The organism is Dactylosporangium darangshiense, from assembly GCF_039537565.1.
GTDB classification, from domain to species: Bacteria; Actinomycetota; Actinomycetes; order Mycobacteriales; family Micromonosporaceae; genus Dactylosporangium; species Dactylosporangium darangshiense.
On record NZ_BAABAT010000016.1, the window covers coordinates 138,506 to 163,188 of the forward strand.

The window sequence follows — 24,683 nt, forward strand, 5'->3', positions numbered from 1 at the left end:
GGGCCGAGGTCAGCGAGCCGGGCGCCGGTCACTGACCGGCGCCCGGGTCCATCATGGACGGTGCAGGTACGGCCACGCGTGCCGGAAGCGGTCCTCCACCGCCGCCGCCACCTCGTCGCGCAGCGCGCCGGGCAGGCCGTCGCGGGCCAGGACGCGCAGCGCGAGGTCGGCCAGCGGCGGCGCGGTGGTCGCGATGACGGTGTCGGTGAGCCCGTAGCGGGCCGCCTCGACCCACCGGCCGGCGGCCGGCTCGGCGATGTCCCGGACGGCGTCGATCGCGGTGTCGTCGGCGAGCAGCGCGGTGAGCATGGCGACGGGGGCGAACCAGTCGCGGCCGGGCTGGGTGTCGAGGTAGCGCACCTGCACCCGGCCGGTCGGGCGCACGGGCGGGAACAGGGTGCCGATGTGGTAGTCGAGGTCGTCGTAGGTCGGGCGGCCGGGCAGCGCGCCGCCGATCCAGTCGGCGAACGTCACGCCGGCCGGGACGCCCCAGCGGCCGGTCGGGCGGCGCACGCACAGCAGCGGCGCGCGCAGCACGTAGCGGGCCCACGCGGAGGCCGGGTCGGCGCCGGTCGGCACGGTGCCGGCGCGGGCCGGGTCGATGCCGTACCAGGTGCGCATGCGGGTCGACGCCCAGCCGGTGTCGCGACCGGCGTGGACCGGGGAGTTGGCGAACAGCGCGAGCAGGGTCGGGCCGACCTCGTGCAGCGCCGCCCAGCGGGCCGCGAGCCCGCGTGCCGGGCCGGCGTCGAGGACGGGCCGCAGGCCGGCGGTGCTGCACATCATGGTGCGCCCGTCGCCGCCGCGCCGGGCGAAGGAGGCGGCCATCGCGCGGTACCGCGGCGAGGAGACCACCCGCCGGGGCGCCCGATGCGGATCGATGGCGGCGCCGCTGATCCGCAGGCCGGCGCCGGCGAGGAGCTCGTCGAGCCGGTCGAGCTCGGCGTTGACGGTGGCGTGCAGCCGGGCGAGGTCCGGCTGCGGCCGCGCGGCGAGCCGGATCTGGCCGCCGGGTTCGAGGGTGAGCCGGCCGCCGTGCGGCAGGCCGGGCTCGATGGCGGCGGTGAGCGCCGCGGTGTCGACGGGCCGGGTGGGGTGCTCGGGGGTGTGGACGATGTGCTCGAGCTCGACGCCGATGGCCGCCGGCGGCCCGGTCTTGAAGCAGATCGACGCGATGTAGCCCTCGGCGTCCTCGAGCGAGATGGGGTGTGTGGTCCGCATAGGCCGGATGCTACCCGCGAACACCGCCGAGGAACACCACTCGCAGGCAGGCCATCACGCTGTGTAACGCTACTGCAGACCGCCGCGGACGGAGGTGATGCGCTGGGTGTTGAAGCCCAGCCAGTGCATGCGGCCGGCGTACCGCGCGTGCTCGATCTTCAGGCAGCGGTCCACGATGACGGTGAGCCCGCCGTCCTCGGCGATCCGGTTGCCCTCGTCGTTGATGACGCCGTACTGGCACCACAGCGTCCCCGCGCCGATCGCGACCGCGTCGCCGGCGATGCCGGGCAGCGCGTCGGGCGCGCGGAACACGTCGACGACGTCGACCGGCTCGGGCACGTCGAGCAGGCTCGCGTACGAGGTCTCGCCGAGCACCTGCGTCTCGCGCGGGTTCACCGGGATCACCCGGTAGCCGTGGCGCTTGAGGTAGTACCCGACGAAGTAGCTGGCACGCAGCTCGTTGCCCGACAGCCCGACGATCGCGACCGTGCGCGCGGTGTTGAGCACGCGCTGGATGTCCAGCGGATCCTGATACCTGCTCACGGCTTCACCATCGCAAATCCCTGCGAAAGATCCCAGATGAGGTCCTCGACCGACTCGGTGCCGACCGACAGCCGCACGGTGCCGGGGCCGACCCCGGAGGCCGCCAGCTCGTCGTCGCCGAGCTGGCGGTGGGTCGTGCTGGCCGGGTGGATGATGAGGCTCTTCGCGTCGCCGACGTTGGCCAGGTGCGACCAGAGCGTCACGCCGCGGATGAGGTCCTGGCCGCCGGCCCGGCCGCCGGCGCAGTCGAACGAGAACACCGCCCCGGCCCCGCGCGGCAGGTACTTGTCCACCAGCGGGCGGTAGCGGCTCGACGGCAGGCCGGGGTAGGTCACGTTCGACGCCAGGTCGTGCCCCTCGAGGAACTCGGCGACCGCCCGGGCGTTGCCGACGTGGCGCTCCATCCGCAGCGACAGCGTCTCCAGGCCCTGCAGGAACAGGAACGCGTTGAACGGCGACAGCGCCCCGCCGAGGTCGCGCAGGGTCTCGGCGCGCAGCTTCATGAGGTACCCATAGGTGCCGAACGTCTCGTGGAACTTCAGCCCGTGGTAGGCCGGCGAGGGCTCGGCCACGACCGGGAACCGGCCGTTGGACCAGTCGAACGTGCCCGCGTCGACCACGACGCCGCCGATGCTCGTGCCGTGCCCGCCGATGAACTTCGTCGCCGAGTGCACGACGATGTCGGCGCCCCACTCGATCGGGCGGCACAGGTAGGGCGTGGCGAACGTGTTGTCCACGACCAGCGGGACGCCGTGCTCGTGCGCGATCGCCGCGACGGTCTCGATGTCGAGCACGTTGCCGGCCGGGTTGCCGATGGTCTCGGCGAAGAACGCCTTCGTCTCCGGCCGCACCGCGCCCCGCCAGGCGTCCGGGTCGTCCGGGTCCACCCAGGTGAGCGCGACGTTCATCTTGCGCAGCAGGTGCTTGAGCTGATTCACCGTGCCGCCGTACAGCGCCGCCGAGGACACGACGTGGTCGCCCGGCTGCAGCAGCGTGAACAGCGCGGCCGCCTGCGCGGCGATCCCGCTGGCGAAGGCCACGCCGCCGGCGCCGCCCTCGAGGTTGGCCATGCGCTCCTCGAAGACCGCGACGGTCGGGTTCATGATGCGCGAGTACGTGTTGCCGTACTCCTGCAGGTTGAAGTACGCCGCGGCGGACTCCGGGTCCTCGAACACGTAGCTGGTGGTCTGGAAGATCGGCACCGCCCGCGCTCCCGTGTTGGGGTCGGGCCGCTGCCCGGCGTGCAGTTGCCGCGTCTCGAACCCGAACTCCCGGGCCGCCTCGGCGCTCATGCGCCACCCTCCCCCGCGAGGAACCGCTGGATGAGCGGGGTCTGCCGGGCCTCCTCGAGCAGGAAGCTGTCGTGGCCGTACGGGGCCTCGATCACGTGGTACTCGACCTCCTTGCCGAGGCCGCGCAGCGCGTCGGCGATGTCTGCCGACGCGGCCGGCGGGTAGAGCCAGTCGGAGCTGAACGCGATCAGCAGCGTACGCGCCCGCAGGCCGGACAGGGCCCGCGGGAGCGACCCGCCGCCGTGCTGGCGGGCGAGGTCGAAGTAGGTGAGCGCGCGCGAGAGGTACAGGTAGGTGTTGGCGTCGAAGCGGCGCACGAACGATCCGGCCTGGTGGCGCAGGTAGCTCTCGATCTGGTACTCGGCGCCGGTGATCGTGTGGCTGATGTCATCGCCGGCCTGCAGCCGCCGGCCGAACCGGTCGTCGAGGGCCGGCGCGGACAGATACGTGACGTGGCCGATCATGCGCGCCACGCCCATCCCGGCCTCGGGCGCCGCACCGGTGCCGTGGTAGTGACCGCCCTGCCACGCCGGGTCACGCATGATGGCCTCGCGGGCGATCGCGTTCCAGGCGACGCCCTGCGCGTGCAGGCCGTGCGTGCTGGCGATGGCCACGACGGCGTCGACCAGATCGGGATACCGCACCGCCCACTCCAGCGCCTGCATGCCTCCGAGCGAGCCGCCGGCGACCGCCGCGAGCCGCCGGACGCCGAGCGCGTCGAGGGCCGCCTTCTGCACGCGGACCATGTCGGCGACGGTGACGACCGGGAAGTCCGAGCCGTAGGAGCGGCCCGTGCCCGGGTCGATCGACGAGGGGCCCGTGGTGCCGCGGCAGCCGCCGAGCAGGTTGGTGCACACGACGAAGTACCGGTCGGTGTCGAACGCCTTGCCCGGGCCGATCATCCCGTCCCACCAGCCGAGCGCCGCGCCGGCCGCGCCGTCACGGTCCTCGGCGCCGAAGCCGTCGCGCGTGCCGGCGGCCGCCGGTTCCGCCGAGACGCCGGCCGCGTGCGCGTCGCCGCTGAGGGCGTGGCACACGAGGATGACGTTGTCGCCGCCGGGCGCGAGGGTGCCGTACGTCTCGTAGGCCACCCGGACGGGGGACAGCTCGCGGCCGCAGTCGAGCGGGACCGGGGCAGGTAGGTCCAGGTATTGCGTCTCGACACGGCCGACCGACTTCATGATCATCTCTGGCGTGGTGCTCCCGGTCGGTATATTGTCGGTCAACTTACTAGGCATTATATGGTACTCGGAGAGGCGACTCGATCATCATGACGACCATCGACAACGGGGTGAACGTACAGGCCCTGCTGGAGGCGCGCCAGGCGCTCGCGAACGCGCCGGAGGCGGCGCAGTTCACCTGGCGGGCGACCTCGCAGTGGCGTAACGGCGTGCACAGCACCACGCGCATCCAGCAGTTCCACGGCCTCGGGCAGGAGCAGAGCCACAAGGCGGAGTCGGTGTTCGAGGCCGACCACCCGGCGGTGTTCGCGGCCGAGGACAACGGCATCACCCCGATCGAGTACCTGCTTGTCGGCCTCGCGGGCTGCCTGACGGCCGGCGTGGCCTCGGTCGCGCAGAACCGGGGCATCCAGCTGCGCTCCGTCGAGGCCAGCGTCGAGGGCAGCCACGACATCCGCGGCATCCTCGGCGCCGACGCCGACGTGCGCAACGGCTTCAACGACATCAAGGTGACCTTCACCATCGACGCCGACGCCTCGCAGCAGGAGATCGAGGCGCTGGTGGCCCAGTCGCAGAAGCGCTCCGCGGTGTTCGACGCGCTCACCAACCCGACCGACGTCACCGTCGAGGTCGCGCCATCGAACGGCTGACCGCGGTCGTCGTCGGCGCCGGGCATGCCGGCCTCGCCGCGAGCCACTTCCTCGCGGCCCGCTCGATCGACCACGTCGTGCTCGAGCGCGGCGTGGTCGCCAACTCGTGGCGCCGCGAGCGCTGGGACTCGCTGCGGCTGCTCACGCCGAACTGGCTGACCCGGCTGCCGGGGCGTGCCTACGACGGCGCGGACCCCGACGGCTACATGACGGCGGCCGAGGTCGCGGCGTTCATCGCGCGCTACGCCACCGCCGGCCGCGCGCCGGTGCGCGACCACACCGCCGTCACGCGGGTCGGACGCATCGACGGGGGGTACCACATCGAAACGGACGGCGGCGAGCTGCACTGCCGGGCGGTGGTCCTCGCCAGCGGCGCGTGCAACCGGGCGGTGGTGCCGCCGCTGAGCGCCGCCGTGCCGGCCGCCGTCGAGCAGCGCACGCCGCTGGACTACCGCGGCCCCGACGAGCTGCCCGACGGGCGCGTGCTGGTCGTCGGGGCCTCGGCCACCGGCGTGCAGCTGGCCGCCGAGCTGCGCCGGTCGGGCCGGCCGGTGACCCTCGCCGTCGGCGAGCACGTCCGGATGCCGCGCACGTACCGCGGCCGCGACGTGCTGTGGTGGATGCACTCCTCCGGCGTATGGGACCAGCGGTACGACGAGATCGAGGACCTGGACCGGGCCCGGCGGCTGGCCTCGCCGCAGCTGGTCGGCGCCCCGGCGCGGGCGACCCTCGACCTCAACACCCTGGCCGCGGACGGCGTCGAGCTGGTGGGCCGGCTCGCGGCCGTCCGCGACGGGCGGGCGTTGTTCTCCGGCGGCCTGCGCAGCCTGTTCTCCCTGGCGGACCTGAAGCTCGCACGGCTGCTCGACACGTTCGACGCCTGGGCACAGGCGGCCGGCGTCGAGGCCGGCCCGCCCGAGCGCTTCGAGCCGACCCGCGCCCCGGCCGCGCCTCGCCTCAACGTGGACCTGCGCGGCGGCGAGATCCGCACGATCGTGTGGGCGACCGGCTTCCGGCCCGCCTACGAGTGGCTCGACGTGCCCGTGCTCGACGCGAAGGGCCGGCTGCGCCACGACGGCGGCGCGGCCGACGCACCGGGCCTGTACGCGCTCGGGCTGCCCGTGCTGCGCCGGCGCAAGTCCACGTACATCCACGGCATCGAGGACGACGCCCGCGACGTGGTGGAGCACCTGGCGCGGCACCTGGGGGGTGTTCCCAGCGCCCAGCAACCCAGCTATCCTACCTGAATAGTATGGATAGCCCTCGGGCGAAGGGACGTCACGCGTGAGCATTCCCCTGCACCTCGCGCTGGAGGTCGACGCACCGTCGACCGCCACCGACATCGCCGCGCTGGAGCGCGCGGTCGCCGCGGCCGAGCGGGCCGGCGTCGCGTTCGTCACCATCGACGACCACCCCGGCTCGCCGTCGATCGAGGCTGGGGTGCGCGCCTCGTACCTGGCCCGGCGCACCACCCGGATCGGCCTCGCACCGACGCTGCACGTCGCCGCCACCGAGCCGTTCCACCTGGCCACCCAGCTGGCCAGCCTCGACCACGCCACGCTCGGCCGAGCGGCCTGGGTCGTCGGCGCCGCCCGCGGCGCCGAGGCCCTCGCCACCGTCGGCCGCGCGCCGCTCGGGCCGGAGGCGGTGCGGCGGGAGACCGCCGACGTCATCGACGTCGCCCGGCGGCTGTGGGACTCGTGGGAGGACGACGCGGTCATCCGCGATGTCGCCACCGGCCGGTTCCTCGACCGCGACCGGGTGCACCACGTCGGCTTCGAGGGCGCGACGTTCTCCGTCATCGGCCCGCTCATCACGCCCCGCCCGCCGCAGGGGCAGGTGGTCGTCATCGGCTCCGACGCGCTCGGCGTCACCGGCCGCCTGGACATCGCCCTCGTCGGTGGCGACACCGTCGACGACATCGGCCGCCGCGCCGTGCGCGCCCGCCGGCACGGTGCCGCCCTCGCCTTCGCCGAGCTCACCGGCCTCGACGACCTCGAGCTCCGCCTCGAACGGCTCGCCGGCGTCGTCGACGGCGTCCGCCTGCACCTGCCGGACCTCGAGCTCGTCGACCGGATCCCGCCCGCCCTCGCGCTCGCGCCGGCGGGCGCGACCCTGCGCGAGACCCTCGGCCTGCCGCGGCCGGCCAACCGTTACGCCCTCGCCCGTACCGCGTGAAATGGAGCGCACCGTGCCGCGACTGCACCTCGGCCTGTTCTTCACCGGCGTCGGCCCGAACCTGCTGTGGACCCGGCCGGACTTCGCGTCGCACACCCACATCGACACGTTCGTGCACGTCGCCCAGACCCTCGAGCGCGGGCTGTTCGACGCGTTCTTCCTCGGCGACGGCCTGCGGGTGCGCGAGAACCGCGGCAGCATCCACGACCTCGACGTGGCCGGCCGGCCCGACGCCATCACGCAGCTCGCCGCGCTCGCCGCGGCGACCGAGCGCATCGGCCTGGTCGCAACCCAGAACACCACCTACAACTACCCCGCCGACCTGGCCCGCCGCCTCTCCGGCCTCGACCGCGTCTCCGGCGGCCGCGCCGGCTGGAACATCGTGACCACCGACAACGCCTGGACCGGCGAGAACTTCCGGCACGGCGGCTGGCTGGCGCACGAGCGGCGCTACGAGCGCGCCGAGCAGTTCGTCGAGGCCGCGAAGGCGCTGTGGTCGGCCGCGCCGGACGAGATCGTCGAGCGCGACACCGACCTGGTGCGGCTGCGCGCCGGCGGGCTGGGCAGGTCGAGCCCGCAGGGCCGGCCGGTGCTGTTCCAGGCCGGCGACTCCCCCGGCGGACGCGACCTCGCCGCCCGCCACGCCGACGTCGTGTTCTCCGCGAACACCGACTACGACAAGGCCGCCGCCTACGCGCGGGACCTGCGCGAGCGGCTCGCCGCGTACGGCCGCCCCGCCGACGCGGTGCGCATCCTGCCCGGCGCCTCGGTCGTGCTCGGCGACACGCCCGCCGAGGCGCAGGAGCGGGCCCACTGGATCCGCGACGAGCAGACCACCGGCCCGCGGGCCCTCGCCTACCTGGAGCAGTTCTGGGGCAAGGACCTGTCCGGCTACGACCCGGAGGGCCCGCTGCCCGACATCGATCCCACCGACGCCGAGCTCGACCCGTCGCGCGGCACCATCCCGATCGAGCTGCGCACCGGCAAGCTCGATCGGATCCGGCAGTGGCGCGAGCTGGCCGCCGAGCGGAACCTGTCGATCCGGCAGCTGGTCGTCGAGATCAGCCCGCTGCACCCGAGCTTCGTCGGCACGCCCGGCCAGATCGCCGACGAGTGGGCCCGCTTCGCCCGCGACGGTGTGGTCGACGGCTTCAACATCCTGCCGCAGCTGCTGCCCGGCACCGTCGAGGACATCGTCGACCGGCTCGTGCCCGAGCTGCAGGAGCGCGGCCTGTACCGCACCGCGTACGAGGGCACGACGCTGCGCGAGCACTTGTCTCTCTAGCTCCAGCTGCGTGCCGATTGGCAGCACGACGTTCGCCGGTTCAGGTCTCAGCGGTCCAGGGACAGCTCCAGCGCTGCGTCGCGGACCTCCGGGGCCGGATGGGCGCGCAGCCGGACGACGATCGCCCGCCACGGCTCCGGCCAGTGCAGCCGCGCGCCCTGCTCCGCGTAGGCCAGCGCGAGCAGCCCGTCGGCGACGCGCGGCTGGCGGGCGAGTTCCGCCGCGACCGGGCGCAGCAGCTCGGGCTCGTGTTCGCCGAGCCGTCGCGGCAGTTCCCGAGCGATCCGGGCGGCCAGGACCGGCCGCTCGGCGACGAGGTCCCGCAGCTGGGCAACGTCGGCGGCGTCCGCCGGGTCGATCGCGGCGGCCAGCAGCCGGGCGGCCTGCGGTGCGAAGCCGTCCACGGCGGACAACACCTCGGCAGCCGTACCAAGGGTGGCCCGCACCGGCACCGTGAGCGAGCCGCGCCCAGCCAGCCGTGTCACGATCGCCTCCACCCGCCGGCGGGCCGGCCGGTCGAGGCCCCCGGCGGGAGCCTCGTCCAGCGCCGTGAGCGCCCCGAGCGCCTCGGCGAGCAGCGTTTCGCCGTGCCCGGCGGTCACCACAGCGACCAGGGCGTCGGCGACCGCCGGCCACACCGTGCGGTCGTCGAGGTCGCGCAGCCGGGCGATCAACGCACCGGCGGCCCCGGGCAGCCAGCGCACCCAGCGCGGGAACGCCCGCCACGCCTCGATCGCCAGCTGCCGGTCGCCCGACCTGCACAGCTGCCCCACCAGCTGGGCGTAGCCGCCGCGCAGGTCCGGGCGGATGCCGGCCGGATGGGCGGCAAGGATCGGCACCGCGGTCTCGCGGGTGCCGTCCGCGGCGGCGGAGCGGAGGATCCGCCACATGCCCGGCCGGTCCGTCCACTGCCGTGCGGTGGCGACCACGGCGGCCCGCACGTCCCGATGCTCACCGGGGTCCTGCCACAGCGCCCACATCGCGTCCTCGGCGCCGGGGACCGACAGGTGGGCGATCAGCCGGACGATCTCCTTGCGGGTGGTCACCTTCCCCCGCGACGGGTCGAGCCGTTCCCGCAGCGTCGAGGGCGCGACGAACCTGGCGGCCCGGGTCGCCGCGTACACCGCGACCCGGGCCCGGTCGCCGTCCACGTGCGACAGCAGGATCGCCAGTGCGTCGGCCGGCCGGTCGGTCCACGCCAGCGCGGCCAGCGCCGACTCGGCGATGTTGACGTCGGTGGCGCCGGCCCAGTGCCGAACCAGGGGCCAGCCGTAGTCCGGCACCAGCGCCGCCCAGCGCAGCGCGGTCGCCCGGGACTGCCACGTGTGCCCGGTGTCGGCGGCGAGCACCGTCATCCGGTCGACATAGGCCCGCCGATGCCGTGCCTCCCAGTGCCGCACGAGCACCGGGCGGCCCGGCGTCCAGAGCACTCCGCCGGGGACGAACCGGCCGGTGGGCGGCGGTCCGCCGAGGATCTCGTCGAGCAGGTCCCGGCGCCGGACGCAGACCGCCTGCCACACCGTGTCGAGCGCGACCGCCGACGGGTCCTCCCGCAGCACCGCCCCGACCCGCTCGGCCCGGTGCCGGCGATCGTCCAGCCACAATTCGACCGCGGTTCGGGCGACCCAGGGCAGGTTGTCGCGGCCGACGGCGCGCGCGAGCAGCGCCTGCAGCTCCGGCAGCTGGTGAGCCCGGCGGCCGAGCGCCCTGGTCACGGCGAACAGCGGCGCGTACTTCGCCCGGTCGGCAGAGTCGACCAGCCAGCCGCGGACCGCCTCGAACACCTGCGCCTCCTGGCCGCGACGCAGCCACGAGGCCAGGTGGCCGAGGTCCGGAACCCGGTCGTCGCCGAGGACCCGTTCGAAGGTGTGCCGGGCCCAGCCGACCAGCGGCGGGGAGTCGAAGCGTTCCCGCAGTACCGTCGCCGCCAACGTGGTCAGCTGGCTCAACGTCTCGCTCGAGCTGTCACGGGCCTCCACGCCGTCGGTGACCAGCCGGTCCAGCTGCGCCGCCAGCTCGTCGCCGAGCAGCCGGCCCGGCACCCGCGCCAGGGCCGCGAACGCGGCACCGCGCACCGAATCCCGTTCGTTGCGAAGACGCAGCAGGTGCTCGACGACGGCGCGCACCGCGGCCGGGTCGTCGCTGCGCGCCGCACACCGCACAAGCTGCCGCCAGGCGCGGGCGCGGTCGTCGGCGTCGGCGGACCGGGTCGCGGCCAGCAGCGCCGGCTCGGCCTCGGACCACGGCAGGTAGCCGGTGTAGTGCAGCGTCAGCCGCTCGTCCTGGCGCACCTCTTCCAGCGCGAGCACCCGCCGCGCCTCGGCAGTCCGCTGGCTCATGGGCAGCACGTCGAGAATCGCCTCGTTCGTCAGCTCGCGGGATCGGTCCACATCGGACAGTGCCAGCGTGAACAGCTCGGCGCGGTGGCGCGGCGGTGCGGCGGCGAGGAGCCGGGCGAGCGCGGTGACGTTGCGGCTGAGCCGGCGGACCAGGTCGGGCAGGCCGGGCAGGTCGACCGGAGCCATGCGGGCGAGGCGGTCGAGCAGCGCGGCCGGCAGGTGAGTTCCGGCCACCCAGCCGGCCCGGCGCGGCGCGGTCAGCAGCCCCAGCACCCGCACCGGGTCGGTCTTGGCCAGCAAACCGTATGCGCTCAGCGGGTGCGGCAGGTGCCCGCTCGGGGCATAGCGTTCCAGCAGGTCAAGGGTCTGCTCGGGGCGGCGCTCCGCCGCGGCGAGCACGGCACCGCCGCCGCGGCTCCACCACTGGTCGCGCTCGTCGCCAGACAACGGTGCCAGCTCTCCGGCGGCCAACTCCAGCACGAGGTCCGGGTGGTGGCGGGCGATCGCGGTCAGGGAGTCGAGCGCGTAGCCGAGCTCCGGCAGCAGCCGGGTCACCGTCGCCTCGCCGCAGACGGGCAGCAAGGAGGCGGCCTCGCGGTCACCGTATCGCTCGCGCACCTGGTCGACGAACTCGTCGGCAAGATCCGTGCGCCGCCGACGGCGGATGGCACGGTACAGCTTGCGCCGCGTGTCCTCAGGCGCGTCGGCGAGCAGGGCCAGCAGCGGCTCAGGACCGCCCTGCAGCGGACCCACCCACGCCCAGACCCACAGCCCCAGACTCCCGGAATCGCCGCCGCCGAGCCCGGCCAGCACTTCCTCGCGATCGAACGGTCCCGTTTGCATTGGCCAATCTTGCTGGACCGGCTCAACCGCCGGCAGCCGATATTCGCCGGCCCTGCGCCCGCCGGCCCCTGGTACGACGTGCCCGTCCGCGCCGGCGCGGAGGTTGGATGCGCCGGCGCGGGCGAGGCGCTGCTCAGCCGGTGAACTGCCGGAAGATGTTGCTGAAGCCGTAGTTCGGTTGGGTGATGCCGCTGCACGTACCGCTCAGGGTGCCGGTGGCGCATCCGAAGTCGCGGTTGATCGCCCAGAAGCTCAGCCGGGCCATGTGCTGCTGCTGAGCGAAGGTGAGCAGCAGCTGCGCGTCGGCCAGGGTGAACTTCTCGGTCGGATTGTCGTTCTGGCCGATCATCGGGGTTGCCGCGATCATGGTCCACAGCTGCGCGTCGCTGCGCCCGGGCAGCAGCACCTTCAGCTGGCCCTGCACCTTCTTCAAGGCGTCGATACTGGCCTGGCCCATCCGGCTGCCGGACACGCCGTCGTAGTAGTCCATGGTCATCGGGTTGACCACCTCGAATTCGAGGCCGCGGGCGACCGCCGACTGCAGGACGTAGAGGTTCTCGCCGCTGAGGCCGCCGGCCGGGCTGACCCCGAGCGTGAACGACAGGTGGAACGTCTTGCCGGCTGCGCGCAGGTTGTCCTGCATGATCTTCAGCGCGTCGTTGCGCTTGTCGACCACCGCGCGGTCGAGGTTGTTGTGCACGTCGCCGTGCTCGGCGTCAATGTCCAGGTACGTCGTCGCGTACGCGGTCAGCACGCTCTGGTATGCGGCGGCGATGGCCGCCGGTGTCGTGCAGTGGCTGACCAGGTCATCCGCGTCCCAGCCGCCGGAGGAGACGATGATGTCGCCTCCCATCGCGCGTAGCCGGGCCACGTTGCCCCGCAACCGAGTGTCGTCGGTCGACCAGATCGGCTGGCAGTTGCCGGTGCCGTTGACGAATCCGAGGGTGTAGAACTTCTGCCCGCTGTCGGTGGCGAACTTCGCCACGTCGTCGCCGATGAACGTGGCGATGTAGGGCGCGAAGGGAAACGCCTTGGTGGTCGGCGGGGTGGTGGTCGGCGGGGTGCTCGTGGGCGGGTTGGTGGGGCCGCCGGGCAGCGTCCACTTCTGGTTGGCGCCGCCGCCGCAGGTCCAGATCTGCAGCCGGGTGCCGTCGGCCGAGCTGACCCCGGTCGCGTCGAGGCACTTGCCGGAGTTGGTGTTGACGAGCTGGCCGTTGCCGGCCGTCCACTTCTGCGCGCCGGTGCCGTTGCAGTCGTAGAGCTGCACCTTGGCGCCGTCGGCGGTGCTGGCCGCCGTCACGTCGAGGCACTTGCCGAGCGCCTGGATGCTGTTGTCGGCGTTGCCGACCGTCCATGACTGGGCGTTGGTGCCGTTGCAGGTCCACAGCTGCACCGCGGTGCCGTTGGCCGAGCTGGCGCCGGCGACGTCGACGCACTTGCCGCCGAATCCGGTGATCGGCCCGCTGGAGGCGGCCGAGGCAGTCGTCATGCCGACGGCGGCCACGCCGATGACGGTGGCGGCCGTCGCGACGATGGCGAACCCGACGCGGCGGCGCGGCCGGCGTCGGGCGGTGGTTGAGGGTGTCACGTGCGGCTCCCTTTCTGGGCGGCGCCCGCACCGGACCGTGTGGTTGGGGGTGGTCCGCGTGTCGGGCGGGAGCAGTCCCCGGCCGAACGCGTGGGTGACGGCAGAGGGTCGGATCTGTCAAGACTGTTAACAGATCCATCGGAGGCTATGCCGACACGCCGAGACAAGTCAATATACGACTTAAATTAAGGTTCTGAGCTGCTGTTTTAAGTCGCCCGGACCGGCAGGCACGCGGCCGGGGCCTGCGTGCCTGCCAGTCCGGGCGGGAGTCCGGCCGCGCTAGATGCAGACCACGCCCGAGCAGCCCAGCGGGTCGCCGGTCGAGTCGTTGCCGCCGCCGTCGATGACGGTCGACGGGTCGGCGAAGATGCCGTACCGACCGTTGTCCTGCGTGAGGTTGTTGGCCACCGTCACGGCGGCCCCGGCCACCGTGGCGAAGTGGGCGCCGTCGGCCAGCGGGCGGCCGAGCCGGTCGTTGACCCCGCCCACGAGGCCGTTGCCGATGAACGAGTTGCCGGACACCGACGCCGTCCCGCCCGTGGTGGACGACACCTCGAAGAGCACGCCGGCCGCGGTGTTGCCGGTGAACGTGTTGCCGGAGATGACCGTGCCGGAGACGGGGGCCAGGTCGGGCACCGTCGTGCGGACGCCGATCGTGTTGCCGGTGAACGTGTTGCCCAGGATCTGGCCGCCGGTGCTGGAGGCGAATATCCGCACGCCCTCCGCCGCACCCTGGATCGTGTTGCCCTGGATCAGGATGTTCTTCGACACGGTGCTGTAGGAGATCGGCGCCCGGGTGAAGGTGCTGGTGGTCAGCTTCACCGAGTTGGACTCGCCGATTGAGACCGCGCCGTCTCTCACCCTGCTCTGCGTCACCTTGAGGGTGTTGGCCTCGAAGGCGGTGAGCGGGGCGTGGTCGAGCGTGTCCTTGCTCAGCATGACGCCGGTGCTCGACTGGACCTGCACCTGGGCGCTGGTCACCGTGGTGCCGAGGACCTTCGAGTCCGAGGCGTTGAGGAACTTGATGCCGATGCCGTTGCTGATGTGCAGGTTGCTCAGCGTCTGGCGCTGCGACAAGAAGCCGTAGAAGCCCTGGGCGAAGCCGCTGATGCCGCCGTTGGTCACGGTCACGTCGTTGGCCGAGGAACTGCGCACCGCCGTGCCGGTGCCGGTGCCGATGATGTTGTACCCACCGAGGTCGACGGTGACGCCGGCGGCCCCGACGATGAGTGCGTCGCCGGCGCAGGTGAGGTCGGCGGTCAGCGTGACGCTGGCCGTGATCGTCGAGCCGCACAGCGGGTTGGCCAGCGCGCCGGTGGCCGGCAGGGCCGCGAAGGCGGCACCAACCGCGGCGGCGACCAGGATCCGCGGCGCGAAACGGGACAGGTTGCGCATGAGTCACGTCCTTCTGGATCGGGCAGAGGGGCCGGCCTGTTGATCCCGACGCTATCGACGCGCTTCCCTGCGCGAGGTCCCGTTTCGCGTGGCGGCAAAACTCCTATTTGAGAACGAGATCGACCTCGCCCACGTCGCCGGCCTGCCGGCAGCAGCGGCTGCTGCACCGCCTGGACCGCAGCCGCGCCGTGCTCAGACCGGGGACGACGTAGTGCCGATGCGCTCCGGCCCGCGCGCGCCGGGTTGGGCCGGCAGCTCCGGCCGCGGCGGTGCGGGCTCGCCGCGCCAGGTGCGCACCAGCAGCAGGGTGCCGGCGAGCACCATCCACGCGAGGGGCTTGGCCGCCTGCCGGTACTCCGCGTGGCCGCCGTCGAGGAAGTCGATGCCGATGAACTGCAATGGACGCACCAGCGGTACCAACGCGACCCAGAACCACACGGAGCGCGCCACCGAGCCGCGGACCAGCACGCTCGCGACCAGCGGCGGCAGCACCACCAGCGGGTAGTAGCCGAACGCGGGGGTGCTCACCAGGAACGTGCCGATCATCAGGATCGCCGACGTGTCGACGAGGCGCAGGCGCTCGTCGCCGCCGTGTCGCCAGCGAAGTACCGCGGCGGCGACGGCGATGCCGATCACCGCCACCCGCACGATCGCCAGCGGCGCGCCGTCGATGCCGATGCGGGGCAGCATGGCCGGCAGGGACGAGTCGTACGGCCGGGCGAACTCGTCCTGGCCGCCGAGCAGGAACGGCAGCGTCCGGGTGAAGAACAGGCCCGGCTCGGGCAGCAGCGGCGTCACCACGGCGCAGGCGGCCACGGGGATGCCGGCCGCGACGGCGAGGCCCCGCCACTTGCGGGCGAGCAGGAACACCAGCCCGATCGGCACCAGCATCGGCTTGACCGCGATCGACAACCCGATCGCCACCGCGGCGGCGAGCCACCGCCCGCGCCCCATGAGCAGCAGCGCGACCGACATCAGCGCCGCCACGGGCGCAGTCCAGTTGCCCAGCTCGACGACGCTGACGGCCGGGTTGAACAGCGCGAACGCGGCGACGCCGGCCACCCCGAGCCAGGAGCGCAGGCCGACGCCGAACAGCCGCAGCGCCGCCCACCAGCCGAGCAGCAACAGCGCCGCGAGCCCAAACGGGAACAGCCGCTCCAGCTGCGTATCGGACAGCGGGGTGAGCGCCAGCGCGAACGGCACGCTCGACGGCGGGTACAGGAAGCGGTCCGACTCGTACGGCGAACCGCCGTCGAGCAGGCGGCGCACCGCGTCGACCACGAGCAGGTTGTCCATGCTGTGCATGGAGCCGGTGAGCGAGATGCGCACCAGCTCCTGGACAAGCAGCGCATAAGCGCCGGCCACCGCGACCCAGGGCGCTCGGCTCTTGAGCATGGCGGGAGCTTAGGCACTGCCCGGATGAGGGCGGCGGATGATTTCACGCCTCGACCGGGTGCGCACCAGGCCGTCGCCCTGGCCGGGGTCGGCCTGGGCGACGGCTGGCTTTGGGCGTGCTCTACCGCAATCCGGCCTGGGCTACTGCGTGTCGCCCGGGCGGTCGACGATGATCATCTTCGAGTAGATGACCTGGCGGTACACGTCGCCCTTGTGGCTGACGGCGTCGCCGTCGTCGCCGTGGGTCACGTGGTCCTTGATCGCGACCAGCCGCTCGCCGATGAACTGATAGGTCTGCTTGTCGAACAGCAGTTCCTGCGACAGGTAGCCCTCGATGATCCGGCCGAGACCGACCGCCGGGCGGCCGTCGATGTTCACCGCGTCGGGGTTCATCGTCATCCCGGGCGACTGCGCCAGGTGCCGGAAGATCGCCGCCTGCACGTTCGGCGGCACCACGTACTGGCCGATGAAGGCGTCCAGCATGATGCCCATCGACCCCGGCCCGGGCACGCCGTCCGGCACCTTGTCCGGGCTGGTCATCGAGGTGATCGTCGACCAGGCGATCCGGTCCCAGAACTGGTTGCCCTCCCCGCGCTTGGTTACTACGAGCTTGCCGTTGTCGAACCTCGCCATGCTCTGCCCGTCGACGCTGTCCCACTGCTGGACCTTGCGCTTCTCGGCCAGGTCGGGCCTGATCGGGTCGTTCGGGTGCTGGTTCTCGTAGGACGGCTTGTTGCGCAGCTCGAGCGTCTCGATGTACATGAACTGGTCGGGCCGCGGGTCGGTCCACGGCTTGCGCTCGGCCGTCCAGGCGGCGTTCTCCAGGTACTCGGCTGCGCTGGCCGGCCGGGCGTACGGCAGGACGCTCGTCGCCGGCGAACTCGTCGCCGGCGCGGCCTTCGGCGCCGGCGCGTGGTCGTCGTCACGTGTTACCACGACGGCGGCGACAACCGCGGCGGCGGCCGCCACCGCGACCCCGGCCGTGATCGCGAAACGGGTACGGCGGTGCCGGCCCTTGGTGCTCACTCGCTGCTCCTTCGAAGAAATCCGCTGCTGGAGGGCCGCACGGGCCCGGTTCTCCGCTGCCTGGCTGGGGACCTCGGCGGCCCCGAACGCCTTACGCAGCGCATCGGTCTCGTCCATCACTCGCTCGCCCCGATCTCGGCGCCCAGCGCCTGCCGCATCTCCTGCCGCGCCCGGTGCAACCGGGACCTGGCCGTACCGGCGGGAATGTCAAGTGCCGCCGCGACCTCCTGCTGATTGAGTCCCGCCCACGCCACGAGCAGCAACACCGCCCGGACGGGCTCGGGCAGCCGCCGCAACGCATCGGCGAGCCGGCCGCGCACGGCCATCGCATCCAGCCGCCCGACGACGGCGTCGGCGTGATCGCCGGCTTCTGTCGCACCGACGGCCTTGGCCAGCGCCTTGTAACGGCGCATCTCGGCCCGCGCGTGGCGAGCGATGAGATTGGACGCAATGCCGTACAGCCAGGACCGCGCGTCGGCGCGTGCGCCGTCATAGGCATGCCGACGGTCGAACGCGATCAGGAACGTCTCCGACGCGACGTCCTCGGCCAGGTCGGGGCCGAGGCGACGAGCCGCGTACGCATAGATCTGCCGGTAGTGCCGGTCGAACACAGCGGTGAACCGCTCGGGCGCCTCTTTTGCCTGCTCGATGAGGTCGGCGTCAGCATCCTGCCCTTGTTCCGTGCCGGGCTGCGTCACCACAACCAAATCCGCCTCCCCCGCGTCGGCCACAGTTGCATCACACCTGTTACTTCGCCGGAGGCGGGAAAAGTGTTCGCTACGGCGTCCGGGCGGGCGGAAGACCGCCACCGCCGCCACCGAGTTGCCCCCTCCGCGCAGCGCGTGACCGGAAGAATGACGAACAATTGCGGCGGGCCCGGAAACATGTGCCTTGTTGTGCAATGCGGGACATCAATTCGGACGTTATCCGCTGGTCAAGCCCGCAGCCTGCAAGTTGCACGCACTGCTGCGGCCGAAGCGTCAAACTGGCGCGTCTACCTTCAGGGAACTCCGCGGTATAGTCCTTCGTCGGTCGCCTGCGCGAATGCATTCAAGAGATCGACGTGTACTCCGGTCTGCGCTCTCGGCGGTCGCGGCACCGGATGGGCGGAGAAGAGGCGGGGTCAGGATGGAGCAAGGACCGACCTTCGGAGTCCTCTGCGCTCTGACCGGCGGCTACTACTTCGGCGCGATCTTGTCTGGCGTCGTCCGTGCCGCCTCGGCGGCCGGCGGGCGCGCGATCGTGATCCAGACCAGCGACGCGGGCCTCGACGTCATCTCGTTGAATGATCCGTCAGACCTTGCATTGCCGCTGTCCTGGCGGCACGTATCGGGCTTCGTGGTGATCCTCAACGCGGTGACCCGGCAGTACGTCTCGTCGATCCGGGCCGCCGGCAAACCGGTCGTCACGGTCAGCGACGCGATTCCCGGTTTCCAGGCCCCGGTCGTGATGGCCGACGGACGGCCCGGGGTCCGGCGGGCCGTCGAGCACCTGATTGAACACGGCCACCGCCGGATCGCCTTCGCCGGCTGCATGCACCCGGTCGACGTGCGTCAACGCTACGAGACGTACCGGGCGACACTGCGGGCGCATGGCATCGAGCCGGAGCCGGAGCTGTTCTACGAGATCGGCAACAACGAGGAGCCGTCCGGCGAGGACGCAGCCCGCCAGATGCTCGCCGCCGGGCTGCCGTCGACAGCCGTCGTCACCGGTTCCGACGCCAACGCCATCGGCCTCATGCGCCGGCTCCGGGAGGCCGGCGTGCGCCTGCCGGAAGATCAGGCAGTCATCGGCTTCGACGACATGGTGGGCGTCGGCTGCCTGTCCCCGGCGCTGTCCACGGTGCACCAGCCGTTCGACGTGCTCGGCGCGACTGCCGTCGATCTGCTCGTGCGGACGCTGCGGGGCGAGCCGGTGCCGGCCGGCCCCCATTTCGTGGACACCACGTTCGTGTTGCGGGAATCGTGTGGCTGCCCGCCGGGACGGCCGACCCGCCGTCGGTTCGTCGCCCGCGGCACACCGCTGGACCCTCGAACGGAGCCGCGCCCGGACGATGAGCAGGGCGAGGCGGGGGCCACGGTGCGCGCGTTGTCCTCGGGCCTGGCGTTGGGTGCCTGGTCCGGCGCCGACGCGGCCGGCACCGTGAACCGGGCTGCGGAGGTGATCGCCGCGGCGCTGTCGGCGCCCGGCCGGCCGGCGTCCGACGAGACCGAGCGGAGGAACCTCGAAGAGGCGCTGGCCGAGATGTTCCGGCTGGATCCGCGGCCCGAGGCCGCGGTGGGGATCGCTGCGTGGATGCGCCAGCACGCCGACGAGCACCCGGCTGCCGAGGTCCACACCGGCCTGTGGCAGGCGTTACTCAGTCTCGTACGGGTCCAGGCGCACACCGCATACCTCGACGGCGCACGCCACCAGTCCGACACCCGCGCGCGGTACGAGGTGAGCATGGACCTCCTGCGCAGCCACGAGGAAGACCCCCGGGCGCTGCACTGGCTGCGCCGCACCAGCTGGCGCGGTGGCTGTCTGGGGACGTGGCGGGCCGGGCCGGACGGTTCGGCGCTCCTCGACATCGTCGGCTTGTACGACCAGCGCGATCCGCACCGCAAGCCGGAGCCGTCCCTGTCGGTGCCGCCGGACGCCTTCCCGCCACCCGAACTGCTGGCGATGGCGGAGCCGGGCAGCGGCGACATGATCACCGTCATTCCGGTGCGGGCGAACGACCAGGACTGGGGCCTGCTCGCGCTGGTCGCTCCGCCCGACACCGAGGTGCCCACCGGGCGAGAGATGACCAACCAGTACGCCGCACTGCTGACCGTGGCGCTCAACCACGACGCGATGGTCCGCGCGCTGCACGAGCAGGAGGCGCGGCTGCGTCAGGCCAGCCTGCACGACTCGCTGACCGGACTGCCGAACCGGGCGCTGTTCCTTGACGGACTGGAGCATGCGCTCAAGCTCGCCCAGCGCGACGCGACGCGGCGGTACGCTGTGCTGTTCATCGACGTCGACCGGTTCAAATGGGTCAACGACACGCTCGGGCACAATGCCGGCGATCAGCTGCTGGTGCAGATCGCCGACCGGCTACGCAGCAGCCTCCGGGACGGCGACGTCGCGGCGCGGTTCGGCGGTGACGAGTTCGCGGTCCTGGTCGACGCCGGACACGATCCACGTGGTCCGGCACGGCTTGCCGAACGGCTGCACGAGATGATGGCCCGGCCGTTCGAACTGGACAGCCGGTGGGTCGCAGCTTCGGTCAGCATCGGCATCGCGCATCAGCTGGACCGTTACGAGTCCGGCAATGAGATCCTGCGGGACGCGGACGTGGCGATGTACGCCGCGAAGGGCCGGGGCCGCGGTACCTCCGCAGTCTTCACCGATGGCATGCGCTCAGCTGAGGCGACCGCACCGCGGGTTCCAACGGACCCGCTGCCGTCAGCGGGTGGTGACGGCCGGGGACGCCTCGGGGGCGGGGAGGTCCAGCTGCGGGCGTGACTGCCACAGCGCCCAGTCGGAGCTGATCGCGCTCGCCGCCCGCAGCAGGTGTGGCAGGTGCTGTTCGAGCAGGGTCTTGGTGCTCGTCTCGGCGGAGTTGACCGTGACGTTCATGGCCGCACGCACTTCACCGCGGCCGTCGCGGATCGGCACGGACACCGACCGGATCCCCGGCGCCAGCTCGTTGTTCGCGAGGGCCCAGCCGCGCGCGTTGACCTCCCGCAGCATGGTGTCGATGGTGGCCCGGCTGTGCTGCACCCACGGCTGCACGCCGGAGCGGCTGGGCAGCGCGAGCACCTCGTCGAGGCGCTTCGGGGACAGGGCGGCGAGCAGTACCTTGCCCTGCGAGGTGACGGTGGCCGGGAAGCGGGTGCCGATCTCGACCCGCAGCGCGATGATCTTCGGCACCGCCACCCGCGCGAGGTAGACGACGTCGGAGCCGTCGAGCTGGGTGATCGAGGACGACTCGCCGGTCGCGGCGACGAGGGTCTCCATGTGCGGCCGGGCGATGTCCCACAGCGACAGTGCCCCGATGTAGGCCATGCCGAGCTCCAGCACCCTCGGCGTGAGCTCGTAGCCGCCGTCGCAGGCGCGCACGTAGCCCAACTCCTCCAGGGTCAGCAGAATCCGGCGCGCGGTGGGGCGGGCGAGCCCGGTGGCGCCGGCGACCTCGGTCAGGCTCAAGCGGGGACGGTCGGCATGGAACGCCCGGATGACGTCCAGCCCTCGCGCCAGGGCCTCGATGAAGTCGGGTCCTTCTCCACGCTGTCCCATCGCCGCCCCAGAAGTCGTAGTAGTCCGCATAGCGAACACTAGTCCGCCGCCCTCACGCAATTGTTTCGTTCCTGAGTCTTGACATCAGGTAGTCGCGGGAACATTGTGATGGCAGTCGTCCGTCAGGCGGACGATCGTCCGCTAAGGGTCGGAGGAGTGTTCGTCACCGTCGGCCACGGTGTTCACCTCTCCCACCCCGTTGCCCCACCCCACACCCGTGTCACCGGTACCCCTCTTGGCGTACACGCCCGGCCCGAGCGCCGGACGTGTGTCCGCTGCACGCACCCCACTAGACGCCCCACCGGTCCGCAATCGCCCCCGCGAGCGGCACCGGTCGCACAACTCGCGCCGCCCCCAGCCGCCCGTTTCGCACGGCAGCGGCCGGTCGGCTGCGCTCACGGCAGGAAAGGGTGAAGCACAGCAATGAATGAAGACCACACCAGCGGCGACGACCGGCAGCACCTGTCCCGGCGCAGCATCCTGCGCGGCGGCGCCGTAGCCGGCACCGCGGCCGCCGTCAGCGCGTTCGGCGGCGGGGCCGCGGCCTCGGCGGCCCCCGGGCACAACAACGGCGGAGATCTGCGCGCCGACCTGGTGCTGTACAACGGCCGGATCCACACCATGGACGCCCGCAACCGGATCGCGAACGTGATCGCCATCCAGGACGGGAAGATCATCTACGTCGGCGACGACGAGGGCGCCGGGAGGCGCGGCTTCCCGGGCAACCCGCGCACCATCAACCTGCGCGGCCGCACGGTGATCCCCGGCCTCATCGACTGCCACAACCACGTCGTGCTGATGGGCAACCGTCCCGGCTACCACACCCCGCTGGAGAACGCGTACTCCATCGCCGACGTACAGAAGATCTACCGGGACCGGGCCAAGCAGGCGCCGGCCGGCAAGTTCATCACTACCATCGGCGGCTTCCACTTCAACCAGTTCAAAGAGGTCCGCCTGCCGACCCTCGCCGAGCTCGACGCGGCGCTGCCCAACCACGCGGCGTACATCTCCGTCGGCTTCACCGGCCCCAGCGTCACCAACACCCTGGGCAAGAAGTTCTTCGAGGCCGCATCCCTGCCGGTGACGGTCGGCGCCGACGGCTCCATCGCCGGCGGCACCGAGACCGGCAAGGCGACCCTCGCCCTGCGCCGCGCGCTCACCGACGACGACCGCCGCCGCAGCACGCTCGACGCGATGGCCTACGCCGTCAGCCTCGGGGTCACGACCCACCTCGACCAGGGTGCGTTCCAGAAGACCGACGCCCCGTCGGACGGCGCCGCCCACGAGGACAACTACACGATGAACCTGCCCTTCCTCAAGGTGTACGACGAGGGCAAGGGCATCATCCGGCTCCGCATCAACTTCCTGCACCAGGACACCGACACCAACGTGACGACGCTGACCCAGCGCATCCAGAACGCCTTCCAGTTCTTCGGCAACGACATGGTGCGCACCGGGTCGATCGGCGAGTTCATCGCCGCGAGCTACTTCGGCGGCCCGGTGTTCCTGGAGGCGGCGCGCAAGACCGCGAAGGCCGGCTGGCGGGTCGAGGTGCACTCGCTCACCGGCAGCGACTTCCAGACCCAGATCCAGGCGTTCGAGACCGTCAACGCCGAGATCGGCATCGCGGACCTGCGCTGGGTCATCGCCCACGTCCCGCGGATCAGCGAGGAGTACCTCAACCGCCTCAAGGCGATCGGCGGCGGCGTCAACCTCACCAGCTACCAGTACCTCGCCGGAACCGGAACGAACGCCGGCCCGCCGTTCCGCACGATCGTGGACAACGGCATCCCGGCCGGCATGAGCTCCGACGGCATGCAGATCGCCCCGATGAACCCGTGGATCCACGCGTACTACGCGGCGACCGGCCTGAACGCACGGGGAAACCAGATCAACACCGGGCAGCAGATCACCCGGCAGGAGCTGCTGAACCTCTACACCCGGGCCAACCAGTGGTTCCTCGGCGGCGAGGACGAGAACCTGCTCGGCTCGCTGGAGGTCGGCCGCCTCGGTGACGTGGTCGTGCTCAGCGACGACTACTTCACCGTCCCCAACGAACAGCTCAAGCAGCTGCACTCCGTGCTGACCGTCGTCGGCGGCACGGTCGTGCACGACACCGGCGACGTGCGCTGAGCACGCACCGCCTTTCGGGAGGAGATTGCAGATGCGCAGGCGTTCATTCGCCGCGGCCGCAGCGGCGGTCGCGATGGCGATGGTCGTCACCGGGTGCAACCGCGGTTCCGGCAGCGACGGCGGGTCGGGTGGCAGCAGCACGCCGATCGTGGTCGGCTCGACGCTGTCGCTGACCGGCGCGTTCGCCGCGACCGGGCTGATCCACAAGATCGCCGGCGAGGAGTTCGTCGACCGGCTCAACAAGGCCGGCGGCCTGCTCGGGCGAAAGGTCGAGTGGAAGGTGCTCGACGACCAGTCCGACCAGGCCAAGGTCAGCCAGCTGTACGAGCGCCTGATCAGCCAGGACAAGGTCGACCTGATCCTCGGCCCCTACGCGACACCGAACATCCTCTCGGCGATGGCGGTCGCCCAGCGGCACGGCTACATCCTGCCGCAGCACTCGGCGGTACTCGCGCCGCAGCTGACGTACGACTGCCAGTTCCCGGCCTGGTCGATCGGGCCCACGCCGAACAGCTTCATCCCCAACCAGCTGTTCGACGCCCTGGCCAGCCTGCCCAATCCGCCGAAGTCGGTCGCGGTGCTGACGAGCCAGAGCGGCTCCGCGGCGTTCGTCTCCGACGGCTTCGGCAACGACAAGTCCGGCGCGCTCAGCATCGCCAAGGAGCGCGGGATCAACGTCGTGGCCGACGTGCACTACCCGCCGACGACGACCGACTGGGCGCCGATCGCCACCCAGGTCCGCGACGCGAAACCCGACCTCGTCATCGACAACGGGCTGGGGGTCGACGCGGTGAACATCCTGCAGGCGATGAAGCAGCTGAACTACCAGCCGAAGCAGATGTTCAGCCTGTTCCCGGCGCCCGGACCGCTGCTGGCGCTGGGCGACCTGTCCGAGGGCATGCTGTCGGTGTCGATGTTCGAGCCCAACAAGCCGATCCTGGACAAACTGGGCGCGCCGGCGACCGAGATCGTGAACGACTTCGCGGAGCGGGCCAAGGCGGCCAAGCTGCCGTACACCGTCTTCGAGACCCAGGCGACGGCGTCCTGGAACGCGTGGGAGATCCTCACCGGCGCGGTCAAGGCCACCGGCGGAACCGACCAGAAGAAGATGTGCGACTCCCTGCACAGCAAGGGCGTCGACACCACGTTCAGCGGTCACCTCGCCTTCGACCCGAAGTCGTTCAACTTCTGGCCGACGACCCAGACGCTCAAGCAGATCCAGAAGGGTGACTGGGTCACCGTGTGGCCGGCGGACAAGGCCGCCGCGCCGCTCGCCCCACCGCGTTCCTGACCTGATCCGAGCCGGTGGGTGGCCCCAAGTCCACCCACCGGCACCCGACGATGCGAGGCG

Annotated in this window: 18 protein-coding genes; 7 read left to right on the forward strand and 11 right to left on the reverse strand. The window is 72.0% G+C overall.

The genetic code is table 11. The features are described 5' to 3' along the window. Positions 1 to 51: 51 nt before the first annotated feature. The 4 genes from ABD901_RS27790 to metX all read right to left on the reverse strand — a co-directional run bounded on the left by ABD901_RS27790 (position 52) and on the right by metX (position 4,243). Entirely contained in the window at positions 52 to 1,221 is a 1,170-nt protein-coding gene (locus ABD901_RS27790) for a glutamate-cysteine ligase family protein (protein ID WP_345130752.1), read from the reverse strand. A gap of 69 nt (positions 1,222 to 1,290) precedes the next feature. Continuing rightward, positions 1,291 to 1,764, reverse strand: a complete 474-nt coding sequence (locus ABD901_RS27795; RefSeq protein WP_345130754.1) for a CoA-binding protein — start codon at positions 1,762 to 1,764, stop codon at positions 1,291 to 1,293. Next, the gene (locus ABD901_RS27800) at positions 1,761 to 3,056 is read right to left on the reverse strand and encodes an O-acetylhomoserine aminocarboxypropyltransferase/cysteine synthase family protein (RefSeq protein ID WP_345130757.1); all 1,296 of its coding nucleotides are present in this window, start codon (positions 3,054 to 3,056) and stop codon (positions 1,761 to 1,763) included. The genes ABD901_RS27795 and ABD901_RS27800 overlap by 4 nt, the downstream gene beginning before the upstream one ends. Continuing rightward, a complete protein-coding gene (metX, locus tag ABD901_RS27805; protein WP_345130760.1) occupies positions 3,053 to 4,243 on the reverse strand; it encodes a homoserine O-acetyltransferase MetX in 1,191 nt (396 codons plus the stop codon). The genes ABD901_RS27800 and metX overlap by 4 nt, the downstream gene beginning before the upstream one ends. An 83-nt stretch (positions 4,244 to 4,326) precedes the next feature. Between metX and ABD901_RS27810 the strand changes: the two genes are divergently transcribed. Genes ABD901_RS27810 through ABD901_RS27825 form a run of 4 tightly spaced genes read left to right on the forward strand, consistent with a single transcriptional unit; the run spans position 4,327 to position 8,350 of the window. Then, entirely contained in the window at positions 4,327 to 4,887 is a 561-nt protein-coding gene (locus ABD901_RS27810) for an OsmC family protein (protein ID WP_345130762.1), read from the forward strand. Continuing rightward, entirely contained in the window at positions 4,884 to 6,134 is a 1,251-nt protein-coding gene (locus ABD901_RS27815) for an NAD(P)-binding domain-containing protein (RefSeq protein WP_345130902.1), read from the forward strand. Before ABD901_RS27810 ends, ABD901_RS27815 begins: the two co-directional genes overlap by 4 nt. 37 nt (positions 6,135 to 6,171) lie before the next feature. Then, complete coding sequence (locus tag ABD901_RS27820) at positions 6,172 to 7,065, forward strand: LLM class flavin-dependent oxidoreductase (protein ID WP_345130764.1); 894 nt, start codon at positions 6,172 to 6,174, stop codon at positions 7,063 to 7,065. A gap of 13 nt (positions 7,066 to 7,078) precedes the next feature. Further along, positions 7,079 to 8,350: an LLM class flavin-dependent oxidoreductase gene (locus ABD901_RS27825; RefSeq protein ID WP_345130766.1), complete on the forward strand. Its 1,272-nt coding sequence runs from the start codon at positions 7,079 to 7,081 to the stop codon at positions 8,348 to 8,350. Between the two features lie 47 nt (positions 8,351 to 8,397). Here the strand turns inward: ABD901_RS27825 and ABD901_RS27830 are convergent, their stop codons facing one another. The 6 genes from ABD901_RS27830 to ABD901_RS27855 all read right to left on the reverse strand — a co-directional run bounded on the left by ABD901_RS27830 (position 8,398) and on the right by ABD901_RS27855 (position 17,667). Further along, positions 8,398 to 11,532, reverse strand: coding sequence for a hypothetical protein (locus ABD901_RS27830; RefSeq protein WP_345130768.1), 3,135 nt, complete (start codon positions 11,530 to 11,532; stop codon positions 8,398 to 8,400). A 133-nt stretch (positions 11,533 to 11,665) separates the two neighbouring features. Next, complete coding sequence (locus ABD901_RS27835) at positions 11,666 to 13,120, reverse strand: ricin-type beta-trefoil lectin domain protein (RefSeq protein WP_345130771.1); 1,455 nt, start codon at positions 13,118 to 13,120, stop codon at positions 11,666 to 11,668. Positions 13,121 to 13,399: 279 nt separating this feature from the next. Then, positions 13,400 to 14,515 carry a NosD domain-containing protein gene (locus tag ABD901_RS27840; RefSeq protein ID WP_345130773.1) on the reverse strand — a complete coding sequence of 372 codons (1,116 nt, stop codon included), beginning with the start codon at positions 14,513 to 14,515 and terminating at the stop codon, positions 13,400 to 13,402. 192 nt (positions 14,516 to 14,707) lie between these two features. Then, positions 14,708 to 15,910, reverse strand: coding sequence for a glycosyltransferase family 87 protein (locus tag ABD901_RS27845; protein ID WP_345130775.1), 1,203 nt, complete (start codon positions 15,908 to 15,910; stop codon positions 14,708 to 14,710). Between the two features lie 141 nt (positions 15,911 to 16,051). Next, positions 16,052 to 17,053, reverse strand: coding sequence for a hypothetical protein (locus ABD901_RS27850; protein WP_345130777.1), 1,002 nt, complete (start codon positions 17,051 to 17,053; stop codon positions 16,052 to 16,054). Beyond that, the gene (locus ABD901_RS27855) at positions 17,053 to 17,667 is read right to left on the reverse strand and encodes an RNA polymerase sigma factor (protein ID WP_345130779.1); all 615 of its coding nucleotides are present in this window, start codon (positions 17,665 to 17,667) and stop codon (positions 17,053 to 17,055) included. The genes ABD901_RS27850 and ABD901_RS27855 overlap by 1 nt, the downstream gene beginning before the upstream one ends. A 397-nt stretch (positions 17,668 to 18,064) precedes the next feature. On the opposite strand from ABD901_RS27855, the gene ABD901_RS27860 reads away from it, so the two are divergent. Continuing rightward, positions 18,065 to 20,425, forward strand: a complete 2,361-nt coding sequence (locus ABD901_RS27860) for a diguanylate cyclase domain-containing protein (RefSeq protein WP_345130781.1) — start codon at positions 18,065 to 18,067, stop codon at positions 20,423 to 20,425. Here ABD901_RS27860 and ABD901_RS27865 read toward each other — a convergent pair. Beyond that, positions 20,366 to 21,199 (reverse strand): IclR family transcriptional regulator domain-containing protein, encoded by an 834-nt coding sequence (locus tag ABD901_RS27865; RefSeq protein WP_345130783.1) that lies wholly within the window; start codon positions 21,197 to 21,199, stop codon positions 20,366 to 20,368. The genes ABD901_RS27860 and ABD901_RS27865 overlap by 60 nt on opposite strands. Positions 21,200 to 21,622: 423 nt before the next feature. On the opposite strand from ABD901_RS27865, the gene ABD901_RS27870 reads away from it, so the two are divergent. Then, positions 21,623 to 23,332, forward strand: a complete 1,710-nt coding sequence (locus ABD901_RS27870) for an amidohydrolase (RefSeq protein WP_345130786.1) — start codon at positions 21,623 to 21,625, stop codon at positions 23,330 to 23,332. A gap of 31 nt (positions 23,333 to 23,363) precedes the next feature. Further along, positions 23,364 to 24,623 (forward strand): amino acid ABC transporter substrate-binding protein, encoded by a 1,260-nt coding sequence (locus tag ABD901_RS27875; protein WP_345130788.1) that lies wholly within the window; start codon positions 23,364 to 23,366, stop codon positions 24,621 to 24,623. Positions 24,624 to 24,683 lie beyond the last annotated feature (60 nt).

Coding starts and splice junctions, on each gene's coding strand:
- ABD901_RS27790 (WP_345130752.1), bottom strand. CDS start 1,221: ATGCGGACCACACACCCCATCTCGCTCGAGGACGCCGAGGGCTACATC.
- ABD901_RS27800 (WP_345130757.1), bottom strand. CDS start 3,056: ATGAGCGCCGAGGCGGCCCGGGAGTTCGGGTTCGAGACGCGGCAACTG.
- metX (WP_345130760.1), bottom strand. CDS start 4,243: ATGATCATGAAGTCGGTCGGCCGTGTCGAGACGCAATACCTGGACCTA.
- ABD901_RS27810 (WP_345130762.1), top strand. CDS start 4,327: ATGACGACCATCGACAACGGGGTGAACGTACAGGCCCTGCTGGAGGCG.
- ABD901_RS27830 (WP_345130768.1), bottom strand. CDS start 11,532: ATGCAAACGGGACCGTTCGATCGCGAGGAAGTGCTGGCCGGGCTCGGC.
- ABD901_RS27840 (WP_345130773.1), bottom strand. CDS start 14,515: ATGCGCAACCTGTCCCGTTTCGCGCCGCGGATCCTGGTCGCCGCCGCG.
- ABD901_RS27845 (WP_345130775.1), bottom strand. CDS start 15,910: ATGCTCAAGAGCCGAGCGCCCTGGGTCGCGGTGGCCGGCGCTTATGCG.
- ABD901_RS27850 (WP_345130777.1), bottom strand. CDS start 17,053: ATGGACGAGACCGATGCGCTGCGTAAGGCGTTCGGGGCCGCCGAGGTC.
- ABD901_RS27860 (WP_345130781.1), top strand. CDS start 18,065: ATGGAGCAAGGACCGACCTTCGGAGTCCTCTGCGCTCTGACCGGCGGC.
- ABD901_RS27865 (WP_345130783.1), bottom strand. CDS start 21,199: ATGGGACAGCGTGGAGAAGGACCCGACTTCATCGAGGCCCTGGCGCGA.
- ABD901_RS27870 (WP_345130786.1), top strand. CDS start 21,623: ATGAATGAAGACCACACCAGCGGCGACGACCGGCAGCACCTGTCCCGG.
- ABD901_RS27875 (WP_345130788.1), top strand. CDS start 23,364: ATGCGCAGGCGTTCATTCGCCGCGGCCGCAGCGGCGGTCGCGATGGCG.